This window comes from Chryseotalea sp. WA131a (genome assembly GCA_025370075.1).
In the GTDB taxonomy this organism is placed as follows: domain Bacteria; phylum Bacteroidota; class Bacteroidia; order Cytophagales; family Cyclobacteriaceae; genus ELB16-189.
This window is the reverse complement of sequence record CP073016.1, coordinates 2,760,545-2,785,296: the sequence shown is the minus strand read 5'-3', so window position 1 is coordinate 2,785,296 and position 24,752 is coordinate 2,760,545. Positions and strand designations below refer to the sequence as shown.

The 24,752-nt window shown below is 45.4% G+C and carries 21 protein-coding genes, 2 tRNA genes and 3 rRNA genes; 16 read left to right on the top strand and 10 right to left on the bottom strand.

Annotation, left to right across the window (positions count from 1 at the left end; all coding sequences use genetic code 11):
* The first annotated feature begins 11 nt into the window (after positions 1-11).
* From KA713_12680 to rrf, 7 genes are all read left to right on the top strand, one after another.
* Positions 12-542 carry a DUF2480 family protein gene (locus KA713_12680; GenBank protein ID UXE65336.1) on the top strand — a complete coding sequence of 177 codons (531 nt, stop codon included), beginning with the start codon at positions 12-14 and terminating at the stop codon, positions 540-542.
* Positions 543-1,034: 492 nt separating this feature from the next.
* Positions 1,035-2,555 (top strand): 16S ribosomal RNA (locus KA713_12675).
* A gap of 125 nt (positions 2,556-2,680) precedes the next feature.
* Positions 2,681-2,754, top strand: a tRNA-Ile gene (locus KA713_12670).
* Between the two features lie 76 nt (positions 2,755-2,830).
* Positions 2,831-2,904, top strand: a tRNA-Ala gene (locus KA713_12665).
* 1 nt (position 2,905) lies between these two features.
* Complete coding sequence (locus KA713_12660; protein ID UXE65335.1) at positions 2,906-3,070, top strand: hypothetical protein; 165 nt, start codon at positions 2,906-2,908, stop codon at positions 3,068-3,070.
* A 35-nt stretch (positions 3,071-3,105) separates the two neighbouring features.
* Positions 3,106-5,996 (top strand): 23S ribosomal RNA (locus KA713_12655).
* A gap of 85 nt (positions 5,997-6,081) precedes the next feature.
* Positions 6,082-6,194 (top strand): 5S ribosomal RNA (gene rrf, locus KA713_12650).
* Together the 16S, 23S and 5S rRNA genes with 2 tRNA genes alongside form the textbook arrangement of a ribosomal RNA operon.
* Before the next feature lie 38 nt (positions 6,195-6,232).
* Here rrf and ribD read toward each other — a convergent pair.
* The gene (gene ribD / locus KA713_12645; protein ID UXE65334.1) at positions 6,233-7,264 is read right to left on the bottom strand and encodes a bifunctional diaminohydroxyphosphoribosylaminopyrimidine deaminase/5-amino-6-(5-phosphoribosylamino)uracil reductase RibD; all 1,032 of its coding nucleotides are present in this window, start codon (positions 7,262-7,264) and stop codon (positions 6,233-6,235) included.
* A gap of 35 nt (positions 7,265-7,299) precedes the next feature.
* Here ribD and prmC point away from each other — a divergent pair, with 35 nt between their 5' ends.
* The 3 genes from prmC to KA713_12630 all read left to right on the top strand — a co-directional run bounded on the left by prmC (position 7,300) and on the right by KA713_12630 (position 11,393).
* Positions 7,300-8,142, top strand: a complete 843-nt coding sequence (prmC, locus tag KA713_12640; GenBank protein UXE65333.1) for a peptide chain release factor N(5)-glutamine methyltransferase — start codon at positions 7,300-7,302, stop codon at positions 8,140-8,142.
* A 187-nt stretch (positions 8,143-8,329) separates the two neighbouring features.
* Entirely contained in the window at positions 8,330-9,337 is a 1,008-nt protein-coding gene (locus KA713_12635) for a fatty acid desaturase (protein UXE65332.1), read from the top strand.
* A 76-nt stretch (positions 9,338-9,413) separates the two neighbouring features.
* Positions 9,414-11,393, top strand: coding sequence for a dehydrogenase E1 component subunit alpha/beta (locus KA713_12630; protein UXE65331.1), 1,980 nt, complete (start codon positions 9,414-9,416; stop codon positions 11,391-11,393).
* A 22-nt stretch (positions 11,394-11,415) separates the two neighbouring features.
* Here the strand turns inward: KA713_12630 and KA713_12625 are convergent, their stop codons facing one another.
* The 3 genes from KA713_12625 to KA713_12615 all read right to left on the bottom strand — a co-directional run bounded on the left by KA713_12625 (position 11,416) and on the right by KA713_12615 (position 12,908).
* The gene (locus tag KA713_12625) at positions 11,416-11,571 is read right to left on the bottom strand and encodes an Arc family DNA binding domain-containing protein (protein ID UXE65330.1); all 156 of its coding nucleotides are present in this window, start codon (positions 11,569-11,571) and stop codon (positions 11,416-11,418) included.
* Between the two features lie 9 nt (positions 11,572-11,580).
* Positions 11,581-12,432 (bottom strand): SPFH domain-containing protein, encoded by an 852-nt coding sequence (locus KA713_12620; protein UXE65329.1) that lies wholly within the window; start codon positions 12,430-12,432, stop codon positions 11,581-11,583.
* 185 nt (positions 12,433-12,617) lie between these two features.
* Positions 12,618-12,908, bottom strand: coding sequence for a hypothetical protein (locus tag KA713_12615; GenBank protein ID UXE65328.1), 291 nt, complete (start codon positions 12,906-12,908; stop codon positions 12,618-12,620).
* Between the two features lie 81 nt (positions 12,909-12,989).
* Between KA713_12615 and KA713_12610 the strand changes: the two genes are divergently transcribed.
* Positions 12,990-15,530, top strand: a complete 2,541-nt coding sequence (locus tag KA713_12610) for a hypothetical protein (protein UXE65327.1) — start codon at positions 12,990-12,992, stop codon at positions 15,528-15,530.
* Between the two features lie 30 nt (positions 15,531-15,560).
* Positions 15,561-15,917 carry a bacillithiol system redox-active protein YtxJ gene (gene ytxJ, locus KA713_12605; protein UXE65326.1) on the top strand — a complete coding sequence of 119 codons (357 nt, stop codon included), beginning with the start codon at positions 15,561-15,563 and terminating at the stop codon, positions 15,915-15,917.
* On the opposite strand, the gene KA713_12600 is transcribed toward ytxJ, so the two are convergent.
* Positions 15,907-16,305 (bottom strand): OsmC family protein, encoded by a 399-nt coding sequence (locus tag KA713_12600; protein UXE69118.1) that lies wholly within the window; start codon positions 16,303-16,305, stop codon positions 15,907-15,909. The genes ytxJ and KA713_12600 overlap by 11 nt on opposite strands.
* Positions 16,306-16,521: 216 nt before the next feature.
* On the opposite strand from KA713_12600, the gene KA713_12595 reads away from it, so the two are divergent.
* The 3 genes from KA713_12595 (at position 16,522) to KA713_12585 (ending at position 18,790) form a co-directional block, all read left to right on the top strand.
* The gene (locus KA713_12595; protein ID UXE69117.1) at positions 16,522-17,217 is read left to right on the top strand and encodes a hypothetical protein; all 696 of its coding nucleotides are present in this window, start codon (positions 16,522-16,524) and stop codon (positions 17,215-17,217) included.
* 93 nt (positions 17,218-17,310) lie between these two features.
* Complete coding sequence (locus KA713_12590; protein UXE65325.1) at positions 17,311-17,979, top strand: energy transducer TonB; 669 nt, start codon at positions 17,311-17,313, stop codon at positions 17,977-17,979.
* 139 nt (positions 17,980-18,118) lie between these two features.
* Positions 18,119-18,790, top strand: a complete 672-nt coding sequence (locus KA713_12585) for a TonB family protein (GenBank protein ID UXE65324.1) — start codon at positions 18,119-18,121, stop codon at positions 18,788-18,790.
* A 72-nt stretch (positions 18,791-18,862) separates the two neighbouring features.
* Here KA713_12585 and chrA read toward each other — a convergent pair whose 3' ends face one another.
* Both chrA and KA713_12575 read right to left on the bottom strand, forming a co-directional pair.
* Positions 18,863-20,080, bottom strand: coding sequence for a chromate efflux transporter (gene chrA, locus KA713_12580; protein UXE65323.1), 1,218 nt, complete (start codon positions 20,078-20,080; stop codon positions 18,863-18,865).
* 17 nt (positions 20,081-20,097) lie between these two features.
* Entirely contained in the window at positions 20,098-21,069 is a 972-nt protein-coding gene (locus KA713_12575; GenBank protein UXE65322.1) for an isopenicillin N synthase family oxygenase, read from the bottom strand.
* A 161-nt stretch (positions 21,070-21,230) separates the two neighbouring features.
* Between KA713_12575 and KA713_12570 the strand changes: the two genes are divergently transcribed.
* Positions 21,231-21,929: a superoxide dismutase gene (locus KA713_12570; protein ID UXE65321.1), complete on the top strand. Its 699-nt coding sequence runs from the start codon at positions 21,231-21,233 to the stop codon at positions 21,927-21,929.
* 10 nt (positions 21,930-21,939) lie between these two features.
* On the opposite strand, the gene KA713_12565 is transcribed toward KA713_12570, so the two are convergent.
* The 3 genes from KA713_12565 to KA713_12555 are packed head-to-tail and all read right to left on the bottom strand — an operon-like array spanning position 21,940 to position 24,706.
* A complete protein-coding gene (locus KA713_12565) occupies positions 21,940-22,356 on the bottom strand; it encodes a putative toxin-antitoxin system toxin component, PIN family (protein UXE65320.1) in 417 nt (138 codons plus the stop codon).
* The gene (locus KA713_12560; GenBank protein ID UXE65319.1) at positions 22,346-22,579 is read right to left on the bottom strand and encodes a hypothetical protein; all 234 of its coding nucleotides are present in this window, start codon (positions 22,577-22,579) and stop codon (positions 22,346-22,348) included. Before KA713_12560 ends, KA713_12565 begins: the two co-directional genes overlap by 11 nt.
* Positions 22,580-22,633: 54 nt before the next feature.
* On the bottom strand, positions 22,634-24,706 hold the full coding sequence (locus KA713_12555; protein UXE65318.1) for a VWA domain-containing protein: 2,073 nt from the start codon (positions 24,704-24,706) through the stop codon (positions 22,634-22,636).
* Positions 24,707-24,752: the final 46 nt, after the last annotated feature.

The window sequence follows — 24,752 nt, the reverse complement described above, 5'->3', positions numbered from 1 at the left end:
CAAACGCTCCAATGCCCAACACTCAACTAAATACCGAAGAGCCTATCTTCAACCGCGTAGCAAGCAGTGCATTGATTGCATTCAATTTAGAAGATTATTTTCAACTAGGTAGCCGCACGCTGGTGGATATCAAACCATGGTTGTTCCAGGAGATTGTTCTCAAAGAAAAAGAGTTTCGAGAGCACGTTAAAAATCATAATTGGCAGCAGTATCAAAACCAATTTGTAGCTCTCCACTGCTCTGCCGATGCCATCATTCCTACATGGGCGTTTATGCTTGTCTCCCTTTCTCTTCAGCCCTATGCAACTCAAGTTGTTTTTGGCGATTTGCAAACACTCGAAACACAACTTTTTTTACAATCACTTCAAAAAATAGATTGGCAACAATACAAAAACGCTAAAGTAGTCATCAAAGGCTGCAGTAAAGTAGAAGTACCTGTTGCAATCTATGTAGAAGCCGCCAATCGACTGCGCCCATGGGCAGCCAGTATTATGTTTGGCGAGCCATGTAGCACGGTTCCGCTTTTTAAGAGAGCGAAGTAGAATTAAAGTCAATCCAAAATTATATTGAACTCAGAAGAATTTTTCCTTTTAAGATATTTTTTCACGACTGATTTTTACCTGCAATTCATCTGCTTAGTTTAAAAGTTATCCACAATTTTTCTCGCTAATCTTTATTGGTTTTTGATTTTAATCAACGTCAGACAATACAAGTTTTTGCAGAAGAACTTTTTTCTAACCACAACTAATTGAAAACCAGTGCAACTTCAAATTATTTTAGAATAGCTATTGCAAAGCAATTTGGTTTTCCATACCTTTGCGCTCCGTTTTTAAAGATAGACTTACTGAGTTAACGAACGAGGTAAGTTTCAATGAGCAGAATAATAGCTCAAACGTTCCTTGAAAAGGTTGGGTAAAGAGAGGTAAAGGGGGCCGGGGCGCCCAAGCCGCAGATGGATGCGTCATGGGTGTCCGGGCCCGTCCTGAAGAGAACAGTGCCCCCCGTGCAGCGATGCGCTGGGGGCCGAATGCAATACTATGGAGAGTTTGATCCTGGCTCAGGATGAACGCTAGCGGCAGGCCTAATACATGCAAGCCGGACGGCAAGTTGAGTAGCAATACTTGACCTAGAGTGGCGCAAGGGTGCGCAACACGTATGCAACCTGCCCACGGCCGGGGCACAGCCCTCCGAAAGGGGGATTAACGCCCCATAGGAATACGGGACGGCATCGTCCTGTATTTAAACCACGGGGCCGTGGATGGGCATGCGCTTGATTAGCTAGTTGGCGGGGCAACGGCCCACCAAGGCGATGATCAATAGGGGACCTGAGAGGGTGATCCCCCACACTGGCACTGAGATACGGGCCAGACTCCTACGGGAGGCAGCAGTAGGGAATATTGGACAATGGGTGCGAGCCTGATCCAGCCATGCCGCGTGCAGGAAGAAGGCCTTCTGGGTTGTAAACTGCTTTTGCCGGGGGATAAAAGACCCATGCGTGGGGAATTGAAGGTACCCGGTGAATAAGCCACGGCTAACTACGTGCCAGCAGCCGCGGTAATACGTAGGTGGCGAGCGTTGTCCGGATTTATTGGGTTTAAAGGGTGCGTAGGCGGTCCATTAAGTCAGTGGTGAAATACGGCAGCTCAACTGTCGAGGTGCCATTGATACTGAAGGACTTGAGTACAGTCGAGGTAGGCGGAATTGACGGTGTAGCGGTGAAATGCTTAGATATCGTCAAGAACACCGATAGCGAAGGCAGCTTGCTAGGCTGTAACTGACGCTGAGGCACGAAGGTGCGGGGATCAAACAGGATTAGATACCCTGGTAGTCCGCACAGTAAACGATGGTCACTCGGTGTTGGCGGTACACGGCCAGCGCCTTAGCGAAAGCGTTAAGTGACCCACCTGGGGAGTACGCCCGCAAGGGTGAAACTCAAAGGAATTGACGGGGGTCCGCACAAGCGGTGGAGCATGTGGTTTAATTCGATGGTACGCGAGGAACCTTACCTGGGCTAGAATGCCCCTGACAGGCGCAGAGATGCGCTTTTCCGCAAGGACAGGGAGCAAGGTGCTGCATGGCTGTCGTCAGCTCGTGCCGTGAGGTGTTGGGTTAAGTCCCGCAACGAGCGCAACCCCTGCCCTCAGTTGCCAGCACGTAAAGGTGGGGACTCTGAGGGGACTGCCCGCGCAAGCGGAGAGGAAGGAGGGGATGACGTCAAGTCATCATGGCCCTTACGCCCAGGGCTACACACGTGCTACAATGGCGCGCACAGCGTGTCGCGACCCGGTGACGGGGAGCCAATCACGAAAAGCGCGTCTCAGTTCGGATCGCAGGCTGCAACTCGCCTGCGTGAAGTTGGAATCGCTAGTAATCGCGCATCAGCAATGGCGCGGTGAATACGTTCCCGGACCTTGTACACACCGCCCGTCAAGCCATGGGAGCTGGGGGGACCTGAAGGCAGTTGCCGCGAGGCGCTGTTTAGGGTTAAACCGGTGACTGGGGCTAAGTCGTAACAAGGTAGCCGTACCGGAAGGTGCGGCTGGAACACCTCCTTTCTGGAGCGCCCGTGCCGGCACGCCTTTGGGCGTTCCGCGCACAGGGCAAGGACGGGCCCTCCCGCCCCCCTCTCTTTTTGCCCGCCTTTTCAAAGTCATTTTTCCGCACCGGCCACCGGCCACCGGGGCTTGTAGCTCAGGTGGTTAGAGCGCTACACTGATAATGTAGAGGTCCGTGGTTCGAGTCCACGCAGGCCCACGAAGTGGGAACTAAGTGGACGGGAAGTTTACCCCGATGGCTATCGGGGAGTCCACGCAGGCCCACTTGTTGAAAAGGGGGATTAGCTCAGCTGGCTAGAGCGCCTGCTTTGCAAGCAGGAGGTCATCGGTTCGACTCCGATATTCTCCACATGGGCCCAGCGAAAGGGGTGCGGGAACGAACACCGGCCGCCAAACGGGCTGCCGGGGGCGGGATAAAAGAGACAAAAAAGGCAAGGGCAGCGGAAATGCCGTGCCGCTATGCCGCCACAAGGGCGGCAAAAGTGTTCATTGACATGTTGGCAGAGAAAATGTAAGAGCATAGACAGGGGCGGCCGCGGGGCCGCGCCAAAAAGAAGTAATGAAGGGCGCATGGGGGATGCCTAGGCTCTCAGAGGCGAAGAAGGACGTGGTAAGCTGCGAAAAGCTGCGGGGACCCGCAAACGGGGTTTGATCCGCAGGTGTCCGAATGGGGCAACCCGTCACGCTGAAGGCGTGACACCCAGCAATGGGGGCAAACCCGGGGAACTGAAACATCTAAGTACCCGGAGGAAGAGAAAACAACAGTGATTGCGCCAGTAGTGGCGAGCGAACGCGCAAGAGCCCAAACCCGCCAAGTCAAGGCTTGGCGGGGGTTATAGGGCCACATAATCGAAACCGAGGGCGACATGAACCGGGTGGGAAACCGGGCCAAAGAGGGTGAGAGCCCCGTAAAGGAAGCCATAGGGGAGAGGTGGTACCCTGAGTAGGGCGGGGTCGGAGACGCCCCGTTTGAATTTGCCGGCACCATCCGGTAAGGCTAAACACTCCTGAGAGACCGATAGTGGACCAGTACTGTGAAGGAAAGGTGAAAAGCACCGTGAACAACGGGGTGAAAAGAGAACCTGAAACCATGCGCCTACAAGCGGTCGGAGCCAAGGGATTTGGTGACGGCGTGCCTTTTGCATAATGAGCCTACGAGTTGCCGTCACTGGCAAGGTTAACCCCGTTGACGGGGGGAGCCGGAGCGAAAGCGAGTCTGAACAGGGCGCACAGTCAGTGGGGGCAGACGCGAAACTTTGTGATCTACCCTTGGCCAGGGTGAAGCCCCGTTAACACGGGGTGGAGGCCCGAACCAGTAAGCGTTGAAAAGCTTTTGGATGAGCTGAGGGTAGGGGTGAAAGGCTAATCAAACTGAGAAATAGCTCGTACTCCCCGAAATGTCTTTAGGGACAGTGTGAGGGTCGAGTTTGCCGGAGGTAGAGCTACCGATAGGACTAGGGGGAGTCACATCCTACCAAATCCTGACGAACTCCGAATGCCGGCAAACATACCTTGCAATGAGGGCACGGGTGCTAAGGTCCGTGTCCGAGAGGGAAAGAACCCAGACCCACGGCTAAGGCCCCAAAATCCACATTAAGTTGAACTAAGGAGGTCCAGTTGCCGCGACAGCCAGGAGGTTAGCTTGGAAGCAGCTATCCCTTTAAAGAGTGCGTAACAGCTCACTGGTCGAGCGACAGGGCATCGATAATGATCGGGCATAAAATGTGGTGCCGAAGCTTGGGATTGTCCCGCGTGAGCGGGACAGTGGTAGGGGAGCATTCCAACAGCGGGGAAGCCAAGAGATGACTTTTGGTGGAGCGGTTGGAAAAGCAAATGTAGGCATAAGTAACGATAAGGCGGGTGAGAACCCCGCCCACCGATAGACTAAGGTTTCCGCGGCAATGTCAATCAGCCGCGGGTCAGTCGGGACCTAAGGGGAGGCCGAAAGGCGCACCCGATGGCAAACCGGTCAACATTCCGGTACCACCGCAGCGGGCGATGGGGCGAAGGAGGAGTGAAAGTCCCACGGCCTGACGGAACAGGCCGTTTAAGGGCGTAGGTACAGGGGGCGCAGGCAAATCCGCGCCCCTTGCCGAAACCCGAAAGTACCAAGAGGCCCCGGCCGAATGGAGCGGACGTAACCATGCTCCCGAGAAAACCCCCTAAGCACAACCGCTGTGGGGCCCGTACCGCAAACCGACACAGGTAGTCAAGGAGAATATCCTGAGGTGCTCGAGTGAATCATGGCCAAGGAACTCGGCAAATTAACCCTGTAACTTCGGGAAAAGGGGTGCCCCGCGCGAGCGGGGCCGCAGAGAAATGGCCCAGGCGACTGTTTAACAAAAACACATGGCTTTGCGAAATCGCAAGATGAAGTATAAGGCCTGACACCTGCCCGGTGCTGGAAGGTCAAGGGGGGGCGTCAGCCGCAAGGCGAAGCGCTGAACCGAAGCCCCAGTAAACGGCGGCCGTAACTATAACGGTCCTAAGGTAGCGAAATTCCTTGTCGGGTAAGTTCCGACCTGCACGAATGGTGTAACGATCTGGGCGCTGTCTCGGCCATGAGCTCGGTGAAATTGTAGTCACGGTGAAGATGCCGTGTACCCGTCACGGGACGGAAAGACCCCATGCACCTTTACTATAGCTTCGCATTGGCACTGGGGGGGTGATGTGTAGGATAGGCGGGAGGCGCTGATCCTGCCCCGCTAGGGGCAGGGGAGCCAACGGTGAAATACCGCCCTTTGCCTCCTTGGTGCCTAACCCCGCCTTTTGGCGCGGGACATTGCGTGGTGGGTAGTTTGACTGGGGTGGTCGCCTCCGAAAGTGTATCGGAGGCTTTCAAAGGTCCCCTCAGCACGGTTGGTAATCGTGCGCGGAGTGCAATAGCATAAGGGGGCTTGACTGTGAGACGGACATGTCGAGCAGGGGCGAAAGCTGGATATAGTGATCCGGTGGTCCTGCATGGAAGGGCCATCGCTCAAAGGATAAAAGGTACGCTGGGGATAACAGGCTGATCTCCCCCAAGAGCTCATATCGACGGGGAGGTTTGGCACCTCGATGTCGGCTCGTCACATCCTGGGGCTGGAGAAGGTCCCAAGGGTCGGGCTGTTCGCCCGTTAAAGTGGCACGCGAGCTGGGTTCAGAACGTCGTGAGACAGTTCGGTCCCTATCTGTGATGGGCGCTGGAAGCTTGAGGGGATCTGGCCTTAGTACGAGAGGACCGGGCTGGACCAACCCCTGGTGTACCGGTTGTGGCGCCAGCCGCACCGCCGGGTAGCCATGTTGGGCAGGGATAAGCGCTGAAAGCATCTAAGCGCGAAACCCGCCCCGAGATGAGGCTTCCTTTTAAGGGCCGTGGGAGATGACCACGTTGATAGGCCGCAGGTGCAAGGGCAGCGATGCCAGAGCCGAGCGGTACTAATTGCCCGGGCGCTTCGGGCGCGCCAGGCGCACCGCCCCTGTGGACCGCCCTTACGTTTCCTCTGCCGGCAGCATGTCAAAAAAAAAATTGGACACTTGAAGAAATCAAGGTGACTGTGGCGGCAGGGCCACACCTCTTCCCATCCCGAACAGAGAAGTTAAGCCTGCCAGCGCCAATGGTACTAGGGTAAGACCCGGGAGAGTAGGCCGTTGCCTTTTTGCCACCAACAAAAAGCCCCAAAAAACGGGGCTTTTTTTTATGCGCGTGGATGTAAAATAGACACGCTATCATCTAATATAAATCCATCTTTCATAGTTTGGTTGGCAGTTAGTTCTGGCGATTTAATTCCAGATCCAAATTTTTGTGTTGATTTAATTAAATTCACTTCATCCCATAGATTGGCATTAATAAAACCATCTAGCGTTGAACTCCCTCCTTCAACCAACAATGAATTGCATTTTTTTTGAACCAAATTTTGAAGTAATTCTTCCATGAAATTATGTTCGTTAAGTTTTATAAATGACACATTGTTTTTATCTGAATCTCTTAAGTTGTTAAAAACCAATGTTGGATGATTAGTATCAAGTAATCTTAAGGAATCATTCAATTTAAGATTTCGATCTAGAACTACCCTTATAGGACTTCCACCAGACCAATGCCGAGTGGTTAATTCAGGATTGTCAACGACTGCGGTTTTTCTGCCAACGAGAATGGCATCAATCTCGCTTCTTAGCTTGTGAACAAATTGACGGGCGTAAATATTGCTGATCCACTTTGAATCAAAATTTTCACGAGCCATGAAACCATCAGTTGTTTCAGCCCATTTTAGAATTATATAGGGTCTATTTTTTTGAGTGGCTGTAAAAAAAAACCTATTTAATTCTTTTCCTTGTCTCTCCAGTACCCCAGAAATCACATCAATACCAGAATCTTTCAGTTTTTTTGCCCCATTGCCTCTCACGTTTTTGTTTGAGTCGAGATTGGAGATAACAACTCGCTTGATTTTTTTTTCAATGATGAGATCTGCGCACGGTGGTGTTTTGCCATAGTGATTGCACGGCTCAAGATTTACATATAAATCGCATTGATTTAAAATAGATTGATCTTTAATTGATTTAATCGCATTTACTTCAGCGTGATTTTCACCATACTTCTTGTGCCAACCTTCGCCTACGATTTTTCCTTCATGAACAATGACACAACCAACAAGTGGGTTTGGGCTCACCAATCCAGCACCCAGCTTGGCAAGTTCAAGTGCACGAGCCATAAAAACCTCTTGTTGTGTCATTCTGTTTTCTTAACATTGCAAAGATCCATTTCTACATGACTAAAGCAAAGGATGCTTTCAACGAACTCCTAAGCCAAATATCCCTTTCTGATCGCGAGGAAGCGATTGCCATTCTATACTTTTTTTTTGAAAGCAAACTGAACTTAACGCGTGAAGCCATCATGCAAAATCCGGACATTGAAATTGCAAAAATTGAAATTACAGATGTCATTCATCGAATTAATCGGCATGAACCCATTCAATATATTACCAATCAAGCATGGTTTAGGAATCATTTTTTTGAGCTAAATTCTTCTGTTTTAATACCCAGGCCAGAAACTGAAATGATTGTTGATTATATAATCCAACAAAAATTAAACGAAGGCTCTAGGGTTTTGGATGTTGGAACAGGCAGTGGTTGTATTTCTATTTCAATAAAACTTGAAGCTCCACAGGCTATGGTTATTGCTCTTGATGTCAGTAATATCGCCCTCGAAGTGGCCATAAGAAATGCCAATAGATTAAACGCTGATGTGGAATTTATTCAAGATGATTTTTTGAATTCTGAAGTAAGCCTTGAGCCATTGGATTACATAGTAAGCAATCCTCCCTATATAATGGAAAAAGAACGCTCTATCATGCATGAAAATGTTCTTGTCTATGAGCCTGCACTAGCTTTGTTCGTATCTGATAATGAACCGTTAATTTTTTATAGCGCATTAGCCACTCAAGGTAAGAAGTGGCTAAAGCCCTTTGGGAAAATTGTGGCTGAGATAAATCCGCTCCTAGTCAAGCAAACGGTTGAATTATTTGAATTACATGGTTATGATTCGGTAAGTTATTTTCCAGATTTAGAAGGTAAGCCCCGAATGATTGTGGCCTCATTAGAGAAGTGCTAAGTTTTACTTTGTTTAATGAGCTAGTATTCAAAGAATTTACTCTTAAACAGTTTCCGCTACTTAAAAGAGTGTGACACCTTTTCCAGAGGTGATTCGTGTGCGTAATCGGGCCTTGTACTCCAAACAAGCCAAACAAAGGATTGCTTCAGTAAAATCGTTACTTTTGTGACCTTATATTTATTGACCTATGACTCAGCAATTTCATTTTTCCAACAGCCCCGAGCCGCACCGTATTCGCACTGCCAAAATTTTAAAATCGCACCCTGAAGTGAAACAACTTATGGGAAAGAATCCATTAACGCTGTTGGCGATTCTTGGATTGGTGAGTGGTATGGTGGTGATGTCATATTTGTTAAAAGACAGTGCTTGGTGGATGATGGTATTAGTTGCCTATCTGGTAGGTGCTTTTTTTAATCATGCGTTGTTTGTCATGATTCATGAATGCTCTCATCACTTGCTTTTCAAAAACAAATCGCTGAACAGAATTGCTGCTATCGTAGCCAATATGCCTCATGTTTTTCCTTCGGCTATTTCTTTCGAGCGTTATCATATTAAGCACCACTCTTTTCAAGGCGTACATGAGTTGGATGCCGATTTACCCGATTTTTGGGAAGCGAGATTATTTAATAATTCCACCATCGGCAAAGCATTTTGGCTTTTGCTCTATCCGTTTTTTCAAGTGTTCCGCACGTTTCGGTTAAAGGAAATTAAACCAGTGGATGGCTGGATTGTTACCAACTGGATTGCGCAAATTGTCTTTGATGTGGCCATTGTATATTTCTTTGGGATCCAAGCGTTGGTATTTATGCTCATTAGCTTCTTCTTCTCAGTGGGTTTGCATCCGCTAGGGGCGAGGTGGATACAAGAACATTATTTGACACTTGACGAAAATCAGGAAACATACAGCTATTATGGCCCGATGAACGCTTTGGCCTTTAATGTTGGTTTTCATAACGAGCATCACGATTTCCCCAGCGTGCCGTGGAATAAACTCCCCCAGTTAAAACAAAGAGCCGCTCCTTATTACGATTCGCTCCAGTCTCATCAATCTTGGACAAAATTGTTTTTCCGTTTCTTGTTCGATAAAAACATTTCCCTTTACTCGCGCATTACGCGCAATGAACGTGGTAAAGTGGCGTTAACGGATGAAAGCAGGCCGGATGCGGAGATGGTGAGGGAGAAGGCAGTCGCTTAATTCATTTTTACATATTTCAATGTGGATTGTAATTAGATTGCTTTTAAGAATCTACTACCTTTGATTTTCTATTTCTATGAAATTCTCCCGCAAAAAATACACTGACGAAACCCTTCAAAAATTATACAGCGCTCTGCTCAAACCGCGCATGATTGAAGAGAAGATGTTGATTCTTCTTCGCCAAAACAAAATCAGCAAATGGTTCAGCGGCATTGGGCAAGAAGCCATTTCAGTGGGGATTACCGCAGCCCTTGATAGAGACGAATACATTTTACCCATGCACCGAAATCTTGGTGTGTTTACCGGTAGAGAGATGCCATTTGACAGACTGTTTGCACAATGGCAAGGAACCATGATGGGCTATACCAAAGGTCGTGACCGCTCTTTTCACTTCGGCACAAACGAGCACCATATTGTGGGCATGATTTCCCACCTAGGTCCTCAAAACGGTGTGGCCGATGGAATTGCACTGGCCACCAAATTGAAAAAGGAAAATAAAGTAACGGTTGTTTTCAATGGCGATGGTGGCACCAGTCAAGGCGATTTTCATGAGTCGGTAAACGTGGCTGCCGTGTGGGACTTACCGGTGATTTTTGTGATTGAAAATAACGGCTACGGATTGAGTACGCCCAGCAGCGAACAATTTCGGTGCAAACAATTTATTGACAAAGCGATTGGCTACGGTATTGAAGGAGTGCAAGTAGATGGCAACAATGTGCTGGAAGTATATGATACCGTAAAAAATCTAGCGGAGAGTTTGCGCAAAAAACCCAGACCGATTTTATTGGAGTGTATGACCTTCCGTATGCGTGGCCATGAAGAAGCTAGTGGAACGAAATACGTTCCTAAAAAATTGATGGAAGAGTGGGCGAAAAAGGATCCTGTTGAAAATTTTGAAAAGTACTTGATTGGTGAAAAAGTCCTTGACCAAAAATGGATTGACGGCCTTCGAAAGAAAATAAAAAAAGAAATTGAAGATGGGTTGGCAGTAGCGTTTGAGGAAACACATCCGATAGCCAATACCGAATTGGAATTGAATGATGTGTATGCACCTCATCAACAAGTTGTGGTTTCACCAACAAATGAAAAGAAATCAGAGAAACGATTTATCGATGCCATTAGTGACGGTCTCCGCCAGAGCATGGAGAAGCATAATAACTTAGTGTTGATGGGTCAAGATATAGCGGAGTACGGTGGTGTTTTTAAAATCACAGATGGTTTTGTAGAGAAATTTGGTAAGGAGCGTGTGCGTAACACACCGCTCTGTGAAGCGGCCATTGTGGGGTCTGGCTTGGGCTTATCCATCAAAGGCATGAAGGCGATGGTGGAGATGCAGTTTGCCGATTTTGTAACGGAAGGCTTTAATCAGATAGTGAACAACCTTGCTAAAATCCATTGGCGCTGGGGCCAAGCAGCCGATGTGGTGGTTCGTATGCCTACAGGTGCAGGCACGGCTGCGGGGCCGTTTCATTCGCAAAGCAACGAGGCATGGTTTTTTCATACACCTGGTTTAAAAATTGTGTACCCTTCCAATCCCTACGATGCGAAAGGTTTGTTATGTGCAGCATTGGAAGACCCCAATCCGTATTTATATTTTGAGCATAAAGTGTTGTACCGCTCGGTAAAAGAGGAAATACCGGACGATTACTACACGGTAGAAATAGGCAAGGCGAAATTAGTGAGTGAAGGAAGCGATGTTTCAATTATTACGTATGGTATGGGTGTACATTGGGCAAAAGAAATTTTGCAAACCATGCCCGAAGTAAATGCCGATGTATTGGATTTGCGCACACTGTTGCCATGGGACAAAGATGCCGTTGAACAAACCGTAAAAAAAACGGGGCGTGTTTTGGTGCTACATGAAGATACGCTGACTGGAGGAATTGGAGCGGAAATTTCTGCTTTGATTACAGAGCATTGTTTTCGATACCTTGATGCACCCGTGATGCGCGTGGCAAGTTTGGATACCGCCATTCCGTTTGCACCAACTTTGGAGAATAATTTTTTGGCGAAGGGTAGGTTGAAGGGAAAGATTGAGGAGTTATTGCAATTCTAAGACTAACAATTTAGTAGCTTATTCACTTACTCTTCAGCCTTCCCTGCTCTTTCAATACTTTGCTGATAATCCATTCCAATTGTCCATTGGTGCTTCGAAATTCATCGCCTGCCCATTTCTCCACAGCCTTTAATATCTCGGGATCTAAGCGTAGAACAAATGGTTTTTTTTGAGCCATATCTTAACTTCACTGATTTAATGTTCCGGTGTTGATGACCGGATTTACATCTTTGTCAGCACAAAGTACCACCATTAAGTTGCTAACCATTGCTGCTTTTTTCTCCTCATCAAGTTCAATAACGTTTTGTTCTGTCAAATGTGCCAATGCCATTTGCACCATGCTAACTGCTCCTTCTACTATTTTGAATCGTGCCGCAACCACTGCAGTAGCTTGTTGCCTTCGCAGCATTGCTCCAGCAATCTCTGGAGCGTAAGCCAAATAGCCAATACGCGCTTCAATCACATAAATACCAGCAATATCGAGTCGGTTACGTAATGTTTCCTCTAATGCTGCATTTACTTCAGCATGACCCGAACGCAACGTCATTTCCGAATCGTTATCGAAGTTATCGTAAGGATACATTCCTGCAAGGGTACGAACTGCGGCATCGCTTTGAATGCGAACAAAATTCTCGTAGTTGTCCACTTCAAAGGCCGCCTTGTAAGTATCCTTCACCTGCCAAACCAAAATCACCCCGATTTGGATAGGGTTACCCACTTTATCATTCACCTTAATCTTTTCACTATCAAAATTTCGCGCCCTTAGCGAAATACTTTTTCGGCTAAACAAAGGGTTTACCCAAAAGAAACCGCTTGATTTAACTGTCCCTCGATAATCACCAAACAAGACCAATACCATTGAGCTATTCGGATTTAAAAAGAAGAAACCGGGCATCAAAAAAATGACAGGTAGCACTAAGAAAATAAAAACCGGGCTTTTCAAAAAAATTACTCCAGCAAGACAAATCGCTAGCAAAGTAATAATGATCAAAAAAATTAAGTAGCCAGAGATAGGTGAATAGCTTTTTTCGTTGCTCATATAAGTGATATTAAAATGATATTATATCAATATTACGTATTCAAAGACACTAAGGTTTAGTTTAGTAAGTTTTTTTTTATAAAAATCATTTCTGGGATTCGCAATCCATCAAATGATATCAACAAATTTGCGGAAATGCCAGTTATCTCGATGACCTGAAAGGAGATGCATTAAAATCTGGCGTGCTATTGATTGAGCAACTCGTCTACAATCTCTCTCCACTCTTGCTTTAAATCAAACTTCGGGAACTTTTTGCCTGCGCGGGCATACCAATATCGAGCATTTGCATCGTCACCTTCTTTTCTGTGAAGATACGCGTGAACCCAAGCTGCTTCTTTTGTTTCAATGTCTTGAACAATATTGTGGCTGCTTTTCCAATCCCCTCTGCCATCGTGCCATAAGGCTACTAGCAAAGGGCTAAAGTTGCCGCTAGGTTCATTGTCCGTTAAGGATTTTTGGAATTCTTGAAAATTCATAGCTGACCAAATCAATCACAATATTTTGCTAACTTAGCCTGTTTAAAGTAAACCAAAGAGGGTTTTATTAACAAAGAATTGGTGGGCATTCCAAAATCATTCAAAATTGCGTTATTGGCATTGCTGTTGATGGCAGTGGCCAACCTTACTTTTGGCCAAAATACCAAGGGTGATAAGCCTGCCCGCGCACTCCCCAAGCAAATTCAAAAATCAAAACCCAAGAAGGAAAAAGTAGTTAAGTCAAATACACGAGATATATCGGGTCGGAGACTTCGCACCAAAAACAAATCTTCGGCTATGCCGGCCATCGAACAGCCACCTGCCACTTACTATGGAAAAAAACGTAAAGGCGATAAACCTGGAAGGCCTGTTTCCCCTAGGCGCATTCAGTCTTCCACCGCTCGTGCGGCACGAAATAACGTATACCCCAATAGTGGCCCCTATGTAAATAACAATTCTCGTAAGCCGCGCAGTGGTGAGCGCTCTTTTTCCAAAGCACCTTACCGCAATTCCACACCGCAAGTTGTTTCTCGCTCTGGCGAGCGCGTATTTTCTCCACCTCGAAAAAGCAGAAGTGCACCGCGGTCTGCTTCGCGCTCCTTTGTTACGCGCGGCAAGAAAAATGTGTATTGGGGAAAATTCAGAAAAGGTGAAAAGCCTTACACCAAAGATATTGCTGGTAGGGAACTACGCACACGAAACTTCAAATCTCCACCTATGGTGTTTGAAGCAGGCCCTCGCCCCTACAAGCCAAAAAAATTGAAAGGGCGAGATCGGCCATATCGAGGGACTTTCAAAAGTGGCTATGCCAGTGCAACCAAACGTGGGGAACGCGCTTGGCGCGGAGATGTATCTGGTAGATCACTTAGAAGAACTTCTTCAGGAAGAAAAACAGAAAATCCAGGCCAGTTTATTTTTCCACGAAAATTTTCTGTTAGTGGCAATCGTGGTCGTGCCAATGGGCCGCTTCCGGGTGGCAGCATCAACGGCAGGCGATGGAACAACAATGGAAATTCCATTGGTGCCAAAGTGCCTCCGGGTTTTGCGGCACGCACGGGAAACTATACCGGAAACATTCGGTTAAGAAACGCGAAGCATATTTTTCGTGATCAAGGAGAAGAATTTACAGGGTTTACCAGATCAATACGACAGTTGAAGGGAGGCGGAAGCATCAGTGGCAAGCGATGGAACAACAACGGAAATTCCATTGGTGTCAAAGTGCCACCGGGTTCTGCAGCACGCACGGGAAACTATACTGGAAACATTCGTTTAAAAAATGCGAAGCATACTTTTCGCGATCAGGGAGAAGAATTTACAGGCTTTACAAAAACGAAACGCCCTTTAAAAGGTGGTGGCAGTATCAGCGGACAACCGCAGAACAATAATGGAAATCCGCTGAGTGTTCGGACCCCCGGTGCTGGTGCACGCGGTGGGGGCACATATTCTGGCAATATCCGAATACAAAATGCCTATCCGCGCATGCGCGATCAGGGCGAAGAATTTACAGGTTTCATAAAATCAATAAAACCAAAGAAAGGTGGAGGCAGCGTGAGCGGAAAACTTTGGAACAACAAAGAGAAACCCATCGCTTCACGAGCACCGCTGGCGCGAGATACTAAAATCACGAATTATTCTGGAAAGATAAAGATGGAATATGGCTACATTAAAAATCTGCGCGCAAGCAAGTTAGCACTTAAAAAGAAAAAGCCTGCTAGTACCATTTTGGCCGAAAAGGATTTGATATTGCCAGTTAAGCGCGACTATCTTTTTGTACAAAATCCAAAAGCCAATAGAAACTCTTTAAAGAAACGCGAACCCAACGATGATACGTTTGCAGCAGAGGGCTTACAAGTAAAGGTAAAGCGCGATTATAAATATGTTCAAAATCCAAAGGCCAATAATAACTCTTTAAAGAAACGCGAACCCAACGATGATACGTTTGCAGCAGAGGGCTTACAAGTAAAGGTAAAGCGTGATTATAAATATGTTCAAAATCCGAAGGCCAATAAAAACTCACTAAAGAAAAAGGAGCCGGATGATGACGTGTTTGCAGTGGAAGGCTTGCAAATAAAAGTGAAACAAGGAAAGTATATCAAAAAGCCAAATGCCAAGGACGGAATGTTAAAGGGTATTGGCCCGAGCAGTGCTTCAGTAAAAGCCAGCGAATATGAAGGCCGAATGAAAATACTTTGGAGCTACAAACATAACCCAAGCAGCAATAAATCGGCCTTAGATGTACGCAAACCTAACCAAACATTTAGCAAGGGCAACACCTTTCAAGGTCGAGCTCGATTGACACGCAATTATAGGCACAATCCCAAGAGTGATAAAGACGCGTTGAAAGTAATTGCACCCGGCCGGGCCTATGCTAAAATTAATAACTATCAAGGGAACTTGAAGATGAGCAAGCCACGGGGCAAAGGATTACACCCCGATGCAAAATTTGCTCACGGCCATCGCGACAATGTGAAAGGCGAACGAACTATTTTTATGAATGTGAAGTTGTGGTGGGCAAAGCTCTTTAAGAAGAGCGACAATCAAACCGAGGCGGTAAAGGAAAAAGTACGCAGGCCTCGCTACGATAAGAAAGAGAAAGAATTGTGGAAAGATTTATACGATTAGTTTAATTATGAATTTACCTAGCGAAGTAGCATGAACTGGATTCCCTTAACCACTAGCGATCAACTGGTAGAAATAAAAGAACAATCGAATCAACAACCTGTGTTGCTTTTTAAACACAGCACTACCTGTTCAATCAGCAAAACCTCGTTAAACCGATTGGAACGCAACTGGCATGAAGAAGAAATGAAGGGAACGAAGGCTTACTATTTAGATTTACTTACCTATCGCTCTATCTCCAACGAGATTGCGCAATTGTTTGGTGTAGAGCATCAGTCACCTCAAGTATTGATTATTCAAAAAGGCAAGTCGGTATTTGATCGCTCACATTTTGATATTGACTACACCACTATCAAAAATCAGTTGGCAGGCCTTCACGCTAAAAATTAAAGATTACCGTTTGCTTAAGATGCTCACTTAGGCTCAATGCCACCGGGCAAGTGCGGGCGGCATTCATCAATTTTTGTTTTTGAATGTCGGTAGCTACCAAATGCGGATGCGAAAAAGTGATTTCAATTTCTGCAATCTTTCGTGGGTTGCTAGACATCATTTTCACAATCTCCGTTTTCAATCCCTTTAGGTCGATGGCCTCCCGCTCGGCCACTTGGCCCATAATGGTCATCATGCAACTGCTAAGGGCAGCACATACCAAATCGGTAGGGCTAAACGCCTCGCCTTTGCCCATATTGTCGGTGGGGGCATCGGTTATCACGGTGTTCCCAGAGCGCAAATGGGTGGCCTGGGTGCGTAACTGACCAAGATATTCGGCTGTTGCCATGATAGAATTCATAAGTATTGTAGTTTAATTTTAGGGTTGTATGTCCTGAACCGAAATAACGCTCAAATTATATTGAAAGGGCTTTTTTTACAGCCACTTCATAACTTTTTAAACTTTACTTAGGTCTTTTTCGTTTGGCTAATTAACGTAAATTTGGGATACTTTAATTCAAAGATGTACACGCATTCAAGAATTTTATTACTGACGGGTCTCACCATGATAAGTTTGGGCGCATGGGCCCAAACCCAAGACAGCTATGAATACAATTCTGAATTTACTTGGGGCATAAACAAGAATTCGGCTGGTGGTTTAATAGGAGGGTTTACGTTCAAAAAAGCAAGACGCATCCGGCCAAATCAGTTTGAGACTTTTGGCCTGGAAATCATGAACGTGAAAAATCCACAAGAAGTACGGATTCAATCAGGATCTACTGGTAATTTTTTCATCTATGGCAAAACCAACTATTTGTATGCTTTCCGATTTCAGTACGGAAGGGATTTTGTTTTGTTTACCAAAGCACCACAGCAAGGAGTTGAGATAAAAGCAGTAGTTGCCGGTGGCCCCTCTTTAGGAATTGTAGCTCCTTATTTTATTGAGCGATCTGTTGACAATAGTTTTTTTAATACCGTGCACGAGCAGTATGACCCTAACAATCCTAACCATACCATTGATAAGATTTATGGAACAGGTTACTTGTTTGAAGGCCTGGGCAAATCGAAAATCCAAATGGGTGCCAATCTAAAATTCGGGATAAATTTTGAACTAGGGTTAGTGAAATCGCAGGTAACAGGATTTGAAGTAGGTATTTTGGTGGATGCTTACTTCAAAGAAGTAATTCTGATGCCCACCGCTACCAATCAAGCGATTTTTCCCACAGCATACTTCACGCTCTTCTACGGAAGCCGTAAGTAATAAGTTTCCTTTTCAATATATAAATTTTTAATTCCAACTTTTTACGCACACTTGCCGTAAACAACTTCAATTGAATATTAAAATTGAAAAGTTGTGGAAGCAAAGAAAAGTGTAAAGGCTGACGTATCGAATAAGCGCGGTCTGTTTTTTGGAATTGGTTTATTCGCCTCGTTGGGGTTAGCCTCAACTGCCTTTGAGTGGAAAACTGTGGACCAGCAAATAAACATTGCTGAAAACAAGAGTGGTAATAATTTTGAAGAGTTACTTGATGTGCCGCCCACCGAACAAGCGCAACCACCTGCCCCGGTTATTCAGCAACCTCAGATTATTGAAGTGCCCGATGAAGTAGAGGTGAACGAAACATTGAACCTAGAGTTTGATGTGGAAGCACCCCGTGTGGATTTGCCCGTAACCGTAACCGTAACCGAAGCTGCCGCAGAAGAGACAGATGAGATTTTCACCATCGTGGAAGAGGCTGCCGCACCCATCGGTGGCATCAATTCTTTTTATCAATATCTAAAAGACAACGTACGTTACCCTGCCGTGGCCAGAAGAACCGGAGTGGAGGGCAAAGTATTGGTGCAGTTTGTAGTAGGCAAAGATGGCTCGATTAGCGAAGTGAAGGTGTTGCGTGGCATTGGTGCCGGCTGTGATGAAGAAGCTGTGCGAGTGATGCAAAAAGCCCCCAATTGGACACCCGGCAAGCAGCGCGGCAAGCCCGTTCGTCAGCGTTGCATCGTTCCGATTGTGTTCGCTTTTTAGGCTTAACCGCTTTTATTTGAGATTTTAGGTCTGTTTTTTTAAGATTTTGCAAAAAAATCAAAAAAAAATTGACCATTTCTGTGACTCCTTTATTGGATTAGGATTGTATTGCTATATTTGAAATCCTAACCTTATCAATATGGAAGCCAAGAAGTCAGAAAAAGCAGATTTGACCAACAAAACAGGCCTATTTTTTAGTATAGGTTTGACCTTTACACTAATAGTTGCAGAAAGGTCGTTTGAACACCGCACCTACGAAGAAAAATTAGACCTTTTACAAGGTGCCCGTACCAACGTAATGGAAGAAATGTTGGAAGTGCCACCCACCGAACAACCACCTCCACCCGCACCGGTTATTCAGCAACCCCAAATTGTGGAGGTGCCCGATGAACAAGAAATCAAAGAAGACCTTAACATCAAATTTGACGTAGAGGTTACAGAAGATACCAAGGTAGAAGCTGTGACAGTAGTCGAGGAGGTAAAGGAAGAAGTTGATGAAATCTTTACTGTGGTGGAAGAAACGGCTACCCCCAAAGGTGGTATGTCGGCCTTCTATAAAATGGTAAGCGATAAAATGAAATATCCCGCTCAAGCCAGGCGCATGGGTGTGGAAGGAAAAGTATTCGTTCAGTTTGTGATTGGTAAAGATGGCGCCATTAGTGATGTGAAAGTGATTAAAGGTATTGGTGCCGGTTGTGATGAGGAGGCCATTCGTGTGGTACAAAGCTCACCCTCTTGGAACCCTGGTAAGCAAAGAGGTAAGGCTGTGAAGCAACGCTATACATTGCCTATCATCTTTAAGTTGGGATAAGAAATAATCTAGAAGTATTTTCAGAATCCTCACCCCAATCGGGTGGGGATTTTTTTTAGTCATTTGCTTTTCCTAAAGAAGAAACCCTAAAATCAGACCTGAAGCTATTACTGCCCACGAAGGGATTTTGGTGAACGCAACCAATAGGAATGTGGCAATCATAAATGAATAATTTAAGAAAGAACCTTCGAGTGGCTGAAAAAGCGTGAAGGCAGCAGCGGTCACCAGCCCAACACTAGCGGCATTGATTCCTTCGAGTGAAGCGCGAATTGGTCTAAATTTTTTTAAGCTCTCCCAAATCCGAAACATAAAGAAAATTAGGAATGTGCCAGGGAGAAAAATTCCAATGGCAGCCATCACTCCGCCTAGCACTTGGCTTCCCATACCAAACCCTCGACTATGCATGGCCAGAGCTCCCACATACGAACTAAACGAGAACACCGGGCCTGGCAATGATTGTGCGAGTGCATATCCCGAAAGAAATTCTTGGTTGGTTAAGTAAGGCTCACGGATGCCTTCGATAGTAGGTTTGGCAAATTGTACAAACTCTGTGTGCAACAAAGGAGTCAGCACTTGGCCCCCTCCAAAAATCAAACTTCCATTTCGATAGAAGTTTTCAAATAAACGGACAGGAAGAAAGGAAGGTGTGTTTTTTGTTAAACTACCTAAAATGGCGGCCAGTATCAAAACCCCAATCCATAAAAAGAAATTTGCCCAAGGCACTTCAAATTTTTTTTTCTCTTCGCGCGGATATACTTTATAGTTGAAGGCTGTTATTACCCCTGCAATCAACAATACAATGGGAAACACAAAAGGTGTTTTGATATAGAATGATATCAATCCTGCACCCAGCATAATCAACACTGCTCGAAATCGGGCAATCGCTTTTAGACCCATGGTATAGGCGGCATACGCTACCAATCCTACTGCCATGGGTTGAATGAACCTAGTGAAGGCAAATACTTGTTTCGAATCGAAACTGCCAATGAGCAAGCCTGCCACCGTCATGATAGTGACAGAAGGCAACATCCAAATCAACAAAGTCAAGTAAGCCAAGTTGGGGCCACCTAATTTGTAGCCAACAGCAGAAAGTGTTTGCGTAGAGGTGGGGCCGGGCAAAACTTGACAAAGAGCATTTAGTTCAATTAGTTCTGCTTCGGTTACATACTGCCGCTTTTGCGCCAGCATTTTTTGAAAGTGTGCCAAATGTGCTTGAGGTCCTCCAAAACTAGAGATAGAAAGTACGAAGACATCTTTCAGGAAAGCAATATAATTGACAGGGTGCGTCAAGGCTTAGTTTTTCACCTCTATTTCTTTAAACCAATTTCGCGTAAACGCTGATTTAAAAATTCTCCTGCTGTAATGTCTTCCCATTGCTTTGGGTTTTCTGGGTCTACACAGCTGGACAATGCGGCCAAACTCATTTCGGAGCGTGGGTGCATGAAGAATGGAATGGAGTAGCGCGGTTTGTTCATCTGCTCGCGGGGCGGATTGACCACTCGGTGAATAGTTGACTTTAATTTTTTATTGGTCAATCGTTCTAGCATGTCGCCTACATTTACCACTAATTGTTCGGGTAAGGCAGTGATGGGTATCCACTTGTTGTCCCGTCTTAACACTTGTAATCCATCGGCACTGGCGCCCATCAACAATGTAATAAGGTTGATGTCTCCATGCTCGGCTGCGCGCACGGCATCGGCTGGTACTGCCTCTGGGTTTTCGATGGGGAAGTAATGAATGGGGCGAAGGATGCTGTTGCCATGCTTAACTTTTTTGTCGAAGTAGTCTTCGGGCATGTTCAAATACAAGGCAATAGCCTTGAGCATTTGCATACCTGTTTTTTCCAATCGCTGATATACTTCAAGTGCGATGCTTTCAAACTCGGGAAGCTCTGTTGGCCAAATGTTATCTGGATATTCACTTTTGATCGGGTCGTTGTCTTTTACCTCTTGCCCTACGTGATAAAATTCTTTTAGGTCGCCCGTGTTGCGGCCTTTAGCGTGTTCTTTTCCTTTGCCGATATAGCCACGCTGCCCTGCTAATCCGGCTATTTCATATTGTTGTTTTACGGCATCGGGCAGGGCGAAAAACTTTTTAATGAGGTCGTAAAGCTTTGAAGATAAATCGTCTGTCAGATAATGATTTCGAATTGCTACAAAACCAATATTGTTATAAGCGGTGCCAAGGTCGTGCACAAATTTTTTCTTCTTGTCAGGATTATTTCCTGTGAAGTCTGCTAAATCTAAAGAAGGCGCTTCATCGTACAGTACGTCTGCCATATTATACGGTATGGTTTTTGGTTTATGCAAGCTAATCAAATTTTTAGGTAAATTAGGCCACTAAATGGAGAAGTGAAAAGACCTAAACTTCAGGACTCAAGCAACCCGTTGGAATAGCAGTGAAAATCAGAAATCTAAAATCGAATCTAAAATATTGAATTATGAAAACCACTAGGAGAAAGTTTGTAAAAGACGCGTTGAAGGTAACAGCCGTAGGTGCTGTTGTTAGCTCGATTAATCCAAAGGAGCTATTCGCATTAACGCCTGTTCAGTTTGCACAAGTGAAGTTGCCGTATGCCTACAACGCACTCGAGCCCTCCATTGATGCCATGACCATGGAGATTCATTACAGCAAGCACCACGCTGCGTATGTAAAAAATGTGAGCGAAGCCATTGGTGCCGACAAAATTACTTTTGAAACTGAAAAAGATTTTTTTGCGAACGTTTCCAAGCTATCGGCTAAGGCACGCAACAATGGTGGTGGGGTTTACAACCACAACTTTTTTTGGAATGCGATGAAACCAAATGGAGGAGGAGCACCCACTGGCAAAGTGGCCGATGCCATCAATGGCGCGTTTGGCTCGTTTGATAAATTTAAAGAGCAGTTTACGGATGCCGCCATGAAACGCTTTGGTTCGGGCTGGGCTTGGTTGGTAAACGATGGTGGAAAATTAAAAATTGGTTCTACACCCAATCAAGACAATCCGTTGATGGATTTAAGCGAACTAAAAGGTGCGCCTGTTTTAGCTTTGGATGTGTGGGAGCATGCCTATTATTTGAAATACCAAAACAAGCGCAACGAGTATGTGGCCAATTGGTGGAATGTGGTGAATTGGGATGAGGTGGCGAAGGGAGTGTAAATTAGCCTCATCAAAATACCTTCAAGAAATCAGATGCAGATAAAATTGGAATTTCTCTGAAGGGATTGAGAGCGTGCAAATGAGGGTCACCTGAAATAATGCACGAAGCTTGAGAGGCAACATCAAGTTCCAAAAACATGTTATCGTCTGGGTCAATGCTGACTGTGATTTTTTCACTAGGAGAAAAAGTTACCGCATACTCTTCTATTTTTTGGATGAGTTTTTCACGGGCTTGTTCCTCGTTAAAATATTTGTCAAACTTTTTGCGGTACAATACGTCCACAAGTTCAATCATGGTTGTTTCTGAAATAGCAATTGCGCCTAATCGCAATGCCTTTTGGAAAGCCTGGTCACTTACAGAACCAGCGATAAGGTGGGCGCTAACTATTGAATTAGTATCGAATACGAAGACTTTGTCAATCTTCATCTTCGTTCAAGATTTCATTGAGCAATTCTTGAGTAAGGCCTTGCTCTTTCATTGTTTGTTGCAACTCACGGATGTATTGAATGTACTCTTCTTTCGACCCGTTCAAAAGTTCTTTACCAATGCGCACACTTACTTCATTGCCCAGCATTTTTCGTTTGCTATCTGATGCACTTCGCCAAGCGCGGGCAACGTTGGGTGATACTTCTATTACAATTCTTTCCATAAATAATTATCTAACTGCTTAAACAAAGATAGCATATTATCAAATGTAGAGAAATCAATACCCACCCCAATACTTCCTCAAAAACCACTCTCCGCTCACTACCAACAACAGTAAAAAGAAAAACCATTTGAGGTTGATGAGTGGGTTGAATGACTCATCGGAGTGGATGAGGCTTTTGGCTTCCAGTTTTTGAAAGTCATTGTTAAGGGCAGCAAGGTTGTTAGCTTGGTAGAATTTACCTTCGTTGGCTTGAGACAGTTTTCGCAGTAAACCAAAATCGGCTGTTAGGTTTTGTTCTTCAAGAGTAGCGGCCGTGACCAAAAATTGTCCACGCACTTCTTCGCGTTGATTGTTGATTTGGGTAGAGGCTTTGTATTGATACACACCTTCTTTCAATCCCCCAATTTGGTAGCGCACTCCCCCCGGACTGGTTACGTAATCATAACGAGTAGTGTTTCCGGTTTCGTCTTTTAATTCGATTTCGATTTTGTTTCCGTAGATGGTTTCGTACAAATCATTGTACACCTGACTTTCTAGTGTTACCGATTGAGACTCTAAAAATTCATTTTGAACAGGAAAGCATCTGAATTTGCGCTTGTCCTCTTGTGTGCTGAGGTACTGAATCAGTTTCAAAAACACATCGTCAAACATTTCTGTTTTTTCGGTGGTACTAAATTCGTGCAGCCGCCATTTCCAAATGCCTTCTCCTACCAAGGCGGCCAGTTTTCGGTTTTCATCTATCCAGGTAAACAACAATGGTCGGTCGGTAGCCACGCTGCCAATGCGCTGGTACAGCAGTATGTTGGCAGTGGAGGGGAAGGAAAATTTACCAAACGGCACTTCGGCTGGCGGATAACGAGCAAAAATTCCATTGCTGTTTTCTTGAAAGCTAAAGTCGCGAAAGGATTGATTGATAATGGGAGTTACTTCATCGGTCTGACCCAAGTTATCAAAAGCCAATGGCACCGTATTCGCGCTCAGCTGCCGCAGGTTCGATTGGTTGCCCAATATTATCCAAACAGAGGTTTTGCTTTTTAAAAATTGTTGTAGGAGGGAGGTGGTCTTGCCAAACACATCAACTGCTTGGTAAAAAATGGCAAGCTCAACAGCCGTGGGTTTTAGCATGGCTGCTTCGGCTTCGGCCACGCCCGGTATGTGCAAAATAAATTCATAGTTTGAATTTTTGTCGACCACCGCTCGGATCGCTTTGATATCCGGATGAGGCGAGGGAGCTACCAGCAGCACTTTCTTTTTCCCTTCCGCCACCTCTACAAAAATGCTGACACGATTGTTTTTAAGATTGGATTCTGTTGAGAGGGCATCGACCACCACCTCTAATCGCTGCATTCCTTTTTCCGAAGCTTCTAATAGAAAATCAATGGCGAGTACGGTTTTTGTTTCGGAATTTTTGGTCTGTTGCTCTATTACTTTTCCATTTTTTAGAATTCGGATTGAAATATTTTGATTGGGTAGGTTTTGGATTAAAACTTCGGCACGAATCGGAAATTTATTTCCTTGATAAGCAATTTTATTGTACTCCACATTCTTCAGAATCAAATCAGCTCGCGCGGTAGTATCGCCAATGCCAACCGTATTGACGGCCACGGACAGGGGTGTGTATAAAGGTGAAGTGCCCGAGTTATAAAGCCCATCTGAAACCAAGGTGATGCCCGATAGATTCTTTCCTTCATAGTCGGCCAGCGTTTCGCGCAAAGCAGATGTTAAATCAGATTGCGATTGATTGAACAAAAAACTCTCTGATTGATTGCTTAAACTTTTCCACTTCACCTCGAAGCCTTGTTGTTTCAATGCATCGGCCGCTTGTTCTAAATCCGATTTTATTTTTATTAACCGGGTGGAGTCTAGTATTTCTGAAATGGATTTAGAATTATCAATCAAGAAAACATACGAAGGTTTTTCAACTTGATTGGTGATGAGTTTTAAGATGGGGCCAATCAACAAAAAGCAAAGAAGCGTCACCAATCCTGCCCGCAACCCAAACAATACTTGATTTGCTCTTTTGCTCCACGGACTTTTCGATTGGTACAAAACAAAGGCATAGCCCACCCCAACGGCCAAGCAGAGAAGGATAAATAATGGCGAATGTTCAAATTGTAGGCGTTGCACGTTTCGTAGTTGCTGGTTGCTGGTTGCTGGTTTCAGGTTATTGGTT

Coding starts and splice junctions, on each gene's coding strand:
- KA713_12680 (UXE65336.1), top strand. CDS start 12: ATGCCCAACACTCAACTAAATACCGAAGAGCCTATCTTCAACCGCGTA.
- KA713_12660 (UXE65335.1), top strand. CDS start 2,906: ATGGGCCCAGCGAAAGGGGTGCGGGAACGAACACCGGCCGCCAAACGG.
- ribD (UXE65334.1), bottom strand. CDS start 7,264: ATGACACAACAAGAGGTTTTTATGGCTCGTGCACTTGAACTTGCCAAG.
- prmC (UXE65333.1), top strand. CDS start 7,300: ATGACTAAAGCAAAGGATGCTTTCAACGAACTCCTAAGCCAAATATCC.
- KA713_12635 (UXE65332.1), top strand. CDS start 8,330: ATGACTCAGCAATTTCATTTTTCCAACAGCCCCGAGCCGCACCGTATT.
- KA713_12630 (UXE65331.1), top strand. CDS start 9,414: ATGAAATTCTCCCGCAAAAAATACACTGACGAAACCCTTCAAAAATTA.
- KA713_12625 (UXE65330.1), bottom strand. CDS start 11,571: ATGGCTCAAAAAAAACCATTTGTTCTACGCTTAGATCCCGAGATATTA.
- KA713_12620 (UXE65329.1), bottom strand. CDS start 12,432: ATGAGCAACGAAAAAAGCTATTCACCTATCTCTGGCTACTTAATTTTT.
- KA713_12615 (UXE65328.1), bottom strand. CDS start 12,908: ATGAATTTTCAAGAATTCCAAAAATCCTTAACGGACAATGAACCTAGC.
- ytxJ (UXE65326.1), top strand. CDS start 15,561: ATGAACTGGATTCCCTTAACCACTAGCGATCAACTGGTAGAAATAAAA.
- KA713_12600 (UXE69118.1), bottom strand. CDS start 16,305: ATGGCAACAGCCGAATATCTTGGTCAGTTACGCACCCAGGCCACCCAT.
- KA713_12595 (UXE69117.1), top strand. CDS start 16,522: ATGATAAGTTTGGGCGCATGGGCCCAAACCCAAGACAGCTATGAATAC.
- KA713_12585 (UXE65324.1), top strand. CDS start 18,119: ATGGAAGCCAAGAAGTCAGAAAAAGCAGATTTGACCAACAAAACAGGC.
- KA713_12575 (UXE65322.1), bottom strand. CDS start 21,069: ATGGCAGACGTACTGTACGATGAAGCGCCTTCTTTAGATTTAGCAGAC.
- KA713_12570 (UXE65321.1), top strand. CDS start 21,231: ATGAAAACCACTAGGAGAAAGTTTGTAAAAGACGCGTTGAAGGTAACA.
- KA713_12565 (UXE65320.1), bottom strand. CDS start 22,356: ATGAAGATTGACAAAGTCTTCGTATTCGATACTAATTCAATAGTTAGC.
- KA713_12560 (UXE65319.1), bottom strand. CDS start 22,579: ATGGAAAGAATTGTAATAGAAGTATCACCCAACGTTGCCCGCGCTTGG.